The following is a 6,180-nucleotide window of genomic DNA, read 5'->3' on the forward strand; positions in this document are numbered from 1 at the left end:
CCCCCAGGCCATGCGTTCGACAGGGGGAGAAAGTCATGCCAACTCCGGAGGCCGGGCGCCCCATTGCGGGACCACCAAGAAGGTAATGGGGGGGGGACCCCAGCGGGGCTCCTTTGCAGCCCGTCCGGCGTTTGAGGACACGGCCGAAGGCCGTACGGGGGTCTGGGGGCGAAGCCCCCAGTTATCGGGAAGGGGCGGGGCGGGGAGAAAGCCCCGCGCAGCGGCCCCATCCCCATCCTCCACCCCCTACCCGAGCATCCGCTTCAGCAGATCCCGCAGCATCCCCCGCTCCTCCTCCGACAGCCCCGCCAGCGGCTCCCGTGCGAACCCCAGCGACGACCGCAGGTGGGTCGCGGTCATGCGGCCCTCCTCCGTGGCGGCGGCGATCTTCACGCGGCGGTCGGACGGGTCCGGGCGGCGTTCCACGAGGCCGCGGGTCTCGAGCCGGTCCACGATTCCCGTGATGTTCGACGGCTCGCACTTCAGTTTCTGGGCGATCCGGCGCATGGGCGTGGGCTCCAGGGCCAGCAGCGCCAGGACCCGGGCCTGCGCGCCGGTGAGGGCATGCCGGGCCGCGGCGGACTCGTACTCCTCGTGGTAGCGGGCCACGACGGTGCCGATGAGTTCAACGACCTCAAGGGTCAGCGCGTCCGCGACGGGCACGGGCACGGGAGTGGGAACGGACACGGGCACGGACACAGGAGCGCTGCCGGGATCGTTTCGTGGGGCGGACATGCCCACCAGCATACCCAGATACTTGACAACCTGAAATATTCAGGCGCATGGTTGTTTCAGAACCTGAAGCTTTTCTAGGAAGGCAAGCCCATGTCCGCTCTCCCCTCCGCCGGCCGTGAATGGCACCTCGTCGCCCGCCCCCATGGCTGGCCCACTCCGGAGGACTTCGCCCTGCGCGAGGCCCCGGTCACCGAGCCGGGCGAGGGCCGGATCCTCGTCCGGAACCTGCACTTCTCGGTCGACCCGTACATGCGTGGCCGGATGAACGACGTGAAGTCGTACGTACCGCCCTTCCAGCTCGACCAGCCCATGGAAGGCGGCGCGGTCGGCGAGGTCATCGCTTCGAACGCGGAGGGGTTCGCGGTCGGTGACCACGTCCTGCACTTCCTCGGCTGGCGCGAGTACGCCGAGGTGGAGGCCGGGCACGCCACCAAGGTCGACGCCTCGCTCGCCCCGCTCTCCGCCTACCTCGGCGTCCTCGGCATGCCGGGGCTCACCGCCTACGCCGGCCTCCTGGAGACCGCCTCCTTCAAGGAGGGCGACGCGGTCTTCGTCTCCGGCGCCGCCGGTGCCGTCGGCAGCCAGGTCGGCCAGATCGCGAAGCTGAAGGGCGCCTCGCGGGTCATCGGCTCGGCCGGCTCGGACGAGAAGGTCAGGAAGCTCGTCGAGGAGTACGGCTTCGACGCGGCGTTCAACTACAAGAACGGCCCGGTCCTCGACCAGCTGCGGGCGGCCGCCCCCGACGGCATCGACGTCTACTTCGACAACGTCGGCGGCGACCACCTGGAGGCCGCGATCTCCGTGCTCAACCCGCACGGCCGCGCCACCCTCTGCGGCATGATCGCCGGCTACAACGACACCGTGCCGGTCCCCGGACCGCGCAACATGATGATGATCATCGGTAAGCGCCTGCGCCTCCAGGGCATGCTGGTCCGCGATCACGCCGCGCTCCAGTCCCAGTTCGTCCAGGAGGTCGGCGGCTGGCTGCGTTCCGGCGAGCTGAAGTACGACGAGACCGTGGTGAAGGGCATCGAGAGCGGCGTGGACGCCTTCCTCGGCATGCTGCGCGGTGAGAACACCGGAAAGATGATCGTTTCTCTCGATCAGCAGGGCGACCGGTAGTCTCGACCCACACCGCCGCGATCGTGGGCGCGAGTCGCGGCGCACCACAGGAGGAAACTCTTACATGCCTATCCAGCAGTCCGACGTCCTCTACACCGCCGTCGCCACCGCGGAGAACGGCCGTGACGGCCGCGTCGCCACCAACGACGGCCAGCTCGACGTCGTCGTCAACCCGCCGAAGGAGATGGGCGGTTCCGGCGCGGGCACCAACCCGGAGCAGCTCTTCGCCGCCGGCTACAGCGCCTGCTTCCAGGGTGCCCTCGGCGTCGTCGCCCGCCAGGAGAACGCCGACATCTCCGGCTCGACGGTCACCGCCGAGGTCGGCATCGGCAAGAACGACGAGGGCTTCGGCATCATCGTCAAGATCTCCGCGTCGATCCCGAACGTGGACGACGCCACGGCCAAGGACCTGATCGAGAAGGCCCACCAGGTGTGCCCGTACTCGAAGGCCACCCGCGGCAACATCACGGTCGACCTGGCCATCTGAGCCACGCACGACCGCGGCACGACCGCGGCACGACCGCGGCACGGCCGACGCCCGGCTGAGCGCCGACGCCCGGCCGAGCACGGCTGAACACCGCCGCCGTACGGCCGCCGCACGGCTGAGGGCCGCACCCCGACCGACCGGGGTGCGGCCCTCGGTTCATCCCGTCATCCCGTCACCGGGTCAGCAGTGCCCGCCCCACCTGCGCGAACACCCCCTTCGGGTGGTCCCGGAACAGCGGCTCCGTGCCGAACAGCACCACCGGAGCGCCCGTCGTCGCCCTGCCGCTGACGACCGCCGCCCGGCCCGCCGCGTCCTTCGGGCCGCCCGTGCCGTTCCCGTCCACGCGCCAGTGGCCCGACACGAGCGGGTTGCCGCCGCCGTACGACTGCTCGACGCGGACGCCCGCGCCGAGGCCCGTGAACCACAGCGGCGAGTAGACGAAGCTGTGCGCCGGGGCGCCGCCGGTCAGCGCGCCACCCGCGTTCGTGACCCGTACGACACCGTTGGCGTCGCCGTTGCCCGCCACCGCCTTCGCCGCGAGCAGCCCCGCCGCGGCGTTGAACGCCGCACCCTCGGGGCCGACCGCGACGACGCCCACACCGCTGGTCCGCAGCGCGGCGCGGGCGGCGGGCGTGAGCTCTCCGTACTCCAGCCCCGCCGACACGTACAGCGCCCGCACACCGGCCTTCGACCAGTCGAAGCCCCCGTTGAGCACCGCGGTCGACACGGGCACCACGTCGAAGCCCATCTCGCGCAGCGCGAACAGCTCGCCGGCGCTCAGCGCCGCCGCGACGCGGGTGCGCTTCAGCGGGGCGACCCCGCGCTCCTTCGTGGCCGCGAACACCACCCCGTACCGCTCCGCGAGCACCTCAGCCCGTGCCCGTGCCGAGCCCGGCACGATCGCCGCCCCGTCCGCCGTACGGCGCACCGCGACGCCCTGCGCGAGCAGCGCGTTCACGGCCGCCAGCTCCTTCGGGTCGTCCAGGCGCAGCCGCAGGTCGCCGTGGCGTGCCACGTACCCGGTCGGCGCGGCGGCGAGCACCGGCCGGCCGTCCACCCGCAGCTCACCCCGGGCGACCTTGTCGACCGTCGCGCCCCACAGCAGCCCGAGGCTCCACCCCGAGATGTCGTACATGGTCGACACGTCCGCGCTGATGTCCCGCCCCTCGGCCAGGATCACATTGGCGATACCGCGCTTGGGCTGGTGCATGTCGACGACGTACGAACCGGCCGGATACGCGCGCCCCGCGAGCCGGAATCCCGAGCGTGCCCGCTCGACCCGTACGTCGTTGGCGACCAGATGGTCCACCAGCCGGGCGGCGGCGACAGCGCTCTGCTGTCCCCGTCCCGCCGGGATGACGTACGCGCGCGGGAAGGTGGTCGTGTACACGTCCTCGGGGCCGATTCCGGGCACGCCCGGCACGGTCTGCTCCGAAACGGGCCGCTGCGCCTCGCCCGCCGCACTCCGCCGAAACGTTTCGATCTGGTCGGCGAGCACGGACGAACGGCGGCTGTACGTGTAGTCGAGGGCGGCCCGCATCGCCGCGCCCGCGATGTCCGTGTTGATCGCGGAGCGGCGGCGCAGCTCGGCGACCGGCAGGGAGTCGTACTCCTCGTTGTTCACCGCCATCGGGAACTCGATGGTGTGCGAGGCCACCGCGCCCTGGAACGGCATGTACTGCGGGGTGAAGACCGGCGGCCAGTCGTCCCAGCCCTCCTTCTCGTCCCGGAACGGGATGACGGCCGGACGGACCCCGTCCTTCGCCTCCGTGTATCCGAGTCCGTTGACCGCCTTCTCCATGCCCAGGGCGTTGGCGTAGGCGTTCTTGAGGAACAGGTCGTACTCGTAGTTCTCGCCGTGCGGCGGCGTCGTCGGCTCGATCAGGGTGCCGTTGACGTACCCGTGCAGATCGAGCATCACGGCGGGCTGCTTGTCGATGGCGATCTGCCGGATGGCGCGCGCCTCGGGCTGCGATCCGGTGATGAAGTCCCGGTTGAGGTCGAAGCCGTTGCCGTTGGCGCGGGTGCCGGCGATGCGGCCGTCCGGGTTCGCGGTCACGTTCAGATAGATCCGGTGCTTGGCGAGCAGATCGGCGGTGCGGGCGTCCTTCGCCTTCGCCAGCTCCTCGATGAGCTTCAGGGCGGCGTCCGTGCCCTCCCACTCATTTCCGTGGATGTTGTTGTTGATGAAGACCGGCGTCTTGTACGCGGCCTTCACGCGCGGGTCCTTGGCGGCCGTGGCCGGCCGGTTCTCGATGAGCTCGCGCATCCGCTCCTGGTCACCGGCCTGCCGGGCGCTCTCCGGGGCGGTCACGGTGACCAGATACAGCTCGTGGCCGCCGGCCGAGCGCCCGGCGACCTCGACGCTGACCCGGTCGCCGAGGCGCTGGAGGTCGTTCAGGCGGGGTGCCAGGGAGTGGTACGGGGCGAGGCCCAGCTTGATCGACTTGTCGGCGGGGTTGACGGGCGGCGGCGTCAGCGGCGTCCGCCGCGGATAGCCGCCCTCCTTGCGCAGCCCCGCTGTCGCGCCAGGTGTCGCGCCTTGTGCCGCACCCTCCCGGGCCTCGCCCGATGCCTGGGCAGGCGGCCCCGAGAACGGTGTGGTGTCCTTCCCGCCCTCCCGTACCGGCGGATGCGGGCTGCCCGGTCCGGGCGGGGCGCCGGCCGCGTGGGCGGGGACGGCGTGGGCGGGGGCGAGAAGGAGTGCGCCGAGGACGGCAGTGGTCGCGGTGGCGACCCATGCGGATCCGGTCTTTCCCATACGTACGTACCTCCGGTGGTTCGGAAGTGATCAATACGCAGGGTCTACCGGTTCAACACTCCCGCAACAAGGGGGTATTGGATGCGGCCACTCCGCCGGAGGGTCATGGTCCGGCGGCCCGATAGCATGTACGACATGCGTGATCTCAGGGTGGGCTTCGGCTATTTGGTGCAGGGCCAGCGGTGGGTCGGCCGGAACGGCCGGTCGTTCGGCTTCGGGCTGCTGCCCGGACTGGTCACCCTCGTGCTGTACGCGGGCGCTCTCATCGGGCTCGCCTACGGCGCCGACGACCTGGTGGCCTGGGCCACACCGTTCGCCGACGACTGGTCCTCGTGGCTGCTGGGCGTCTTCCGGGGCTTCCTCACCGTGCTGGTCTTCGTCTTCGGCCTGTTCCTCGCCGTGATCACCTTCACCGCCGTCACCCTGCTGATCGGCCAGCCGTTCTACGAGTCGCTCTCCGAGCAGGTCGACCGCAGCGAGGGCGGGGACGTGCCCGAGTCCGGGCTGCCGCTCTGGCGTGAGCTGTGGATCTCCGCGCGGGACAGTCTGCGGATCGTGCTGCGCGTCGCGCTGTACGGTGTGCTGCTCTTCGCGCTCGGGTTCATCCCGGTCATCGGGCAGACCGTGATCCCCGTCCTCGGGTTCTGTGTCTCCGGCTTCTTCCTGGCCGAGGAGCTCACCGCCGTGGCGCTCCAGCGGCGCGGCGTCGAGCTCAAGCAGCGCCTCGCGCTGCTGCGCGGCCGCCGCATGCTCACGCTCGGCTTCGGTGTGCCGCTCGCCCTCGCCTTCCTCGTCCCCGTGGTCGCGGTCTTCCTCATGCCGGGCGCGGTGGCGGGCGCGACGCTGCTCGTACGCGACCTGACGGCACCTCAGGGCGGGCCCGCGCCCGTGCCCGCGGCCGGCCGCCCCGCCTTCGACAAGCCGGCCACCTGGTAGTCCGCGCCCTGAGGTCCTGTCCGGCCTGATCCACCGGACAGGCCCTAGTAGGGCTTGGTCAGGTCGGGTGTGGTTGAGCGTGTCCTTCTGGTTCGGTGTTGCGTTGAGAGGGCGTGACTCCGGACGAGATTGCGGCTGT

At 71.1% G+C, this 6,180-nt stretch carries 5 protein-coding genes; 3 read left to right on the plus strand and 2 right to left on the minus strand.

What is annotated here, in order from left to right:
* Positions 1-246 precede the first annotated feature (246 nt).
* Positions 247-735: a MarR family winged helix-turn-helix transcriptional regulator gene (locus tag ABT342_RS37760; protein ID WP_351584034.1), complete on the minus strand. Its 489-nt coding sequence runs from the start codon at positions 733-735 to the stop codon at positions 247-249.
* Positions 736-825: 90 nt separating this feature from the next.
* On the opposite strand from ABT342_RS37760, the gene ABT342_RS37765 reads away from it, so the two are divergent.
* Both ABT342_RS37765 and ABT342_RS37770 read left to right on the plus strand, forming a co-directional pair.
* Positions 826-1,857: an NADP-dependent oxidoreductase gene (locus ABT342_RS37765; RefSeq protein WP_351584036.1), complete on the plus strand. Its 1,032-nt coding sequence runs from the start codon at positions 826-828 to the stop codon at positions 1,855-1,857.
* A gap of 64 nt (positions 1,858-1,921) precedes the next feature.
* Positions 1,922-2,344 carry an organic hydroperoxide resistance protein gene (locus ABT342_RS37770; RefSeq protein ID WP_351584039.1) on the plus strand — a complete coding sequence of 141 codons (423 nt, stop codon included), beginning with the start codon at positions 1,922-1,924 and terminating at the stop codon, positions 2,342-2,344.
* A gap of 172 nt (positions 2,345-2,516) precedes the next feature.
* Here the strand turns inward: ABT342_RS37770 and ABT342_RS37775 are convergent, their stop codons facing one another.
* Positions 2,517-5,105, minus strand: a complete 2,589-nt coding sequence (locus ABT342_RS37775; protein WP_351584042.1) for a M14 family zinc carboxypeptidase — start codon at positions 5,103-5,105, stop codon at positions 2,517-2,519.
* Positions 5,106-5,240: 135 nt separating this feature from the next.
* On the opposite strand from ABT342_RS37775, the gene ABT342_RS37780 reads away from it, so the two are divergent.
* Entirely contained in the window at positions 5,241-6,041 is an 801-nt protein-coding gene (locus tag ABT342_RS37780; RefSeq protein WP_351584045.1) for an EI24 domain-containing protein, read from the plus strand.
* Positions 6,042-6,180 lie beyond the last annotated feature (139 nt).

This window comes from Streptomyces sp. NPDC000410 (assembly GCF_040300305.1).
Taxonomy (GTDB): domain Bacteria; phylum Actinomycetota; class Actinomycetes; order Streptomycetales; family Streptomycetaceae; genus Streptomyces.

Bases quoted from the DNA above. Each gene is read 5' to 3' on its own strand.
- ABT342_RS37780 (WP_351584045.1), top strand. From the start codon at position 5,241: ATGCGTGATCTCAGGGTGGGCTTCGGCTATTTGGTGCAGGGCCAGCGG.
- ABT342_RS37770 (WP_351584039.1), top strand. From the start codon at position 1,922: ATGCCTATCCAGCAGTCCGACGTCCTCTACACCGCCGTCGCCACCGCG.
- ABT342_RS37765 (WP_351584036.1), top strand. From the start codon at position 826: ATGTCCGCTCTCCCCTCCGCCGGCCGTGAATGGCACCTCGTCGCCCGC.
- ABT342_RS37775 (WP_351584042.1), bottom strand. From the start codon at position 5,105: ATGGGAAAGACCGGATCCGCATGGGTCGCCACCGCGACCACTGCCGTC.
- ABT342_RS37760 (WP_351584034.1), bottom strand. From the start codon at position 735: ATGTCCGCCCCACGAAACGATCCCGGCAGCGCTCCTGTGTCCGTGCCC.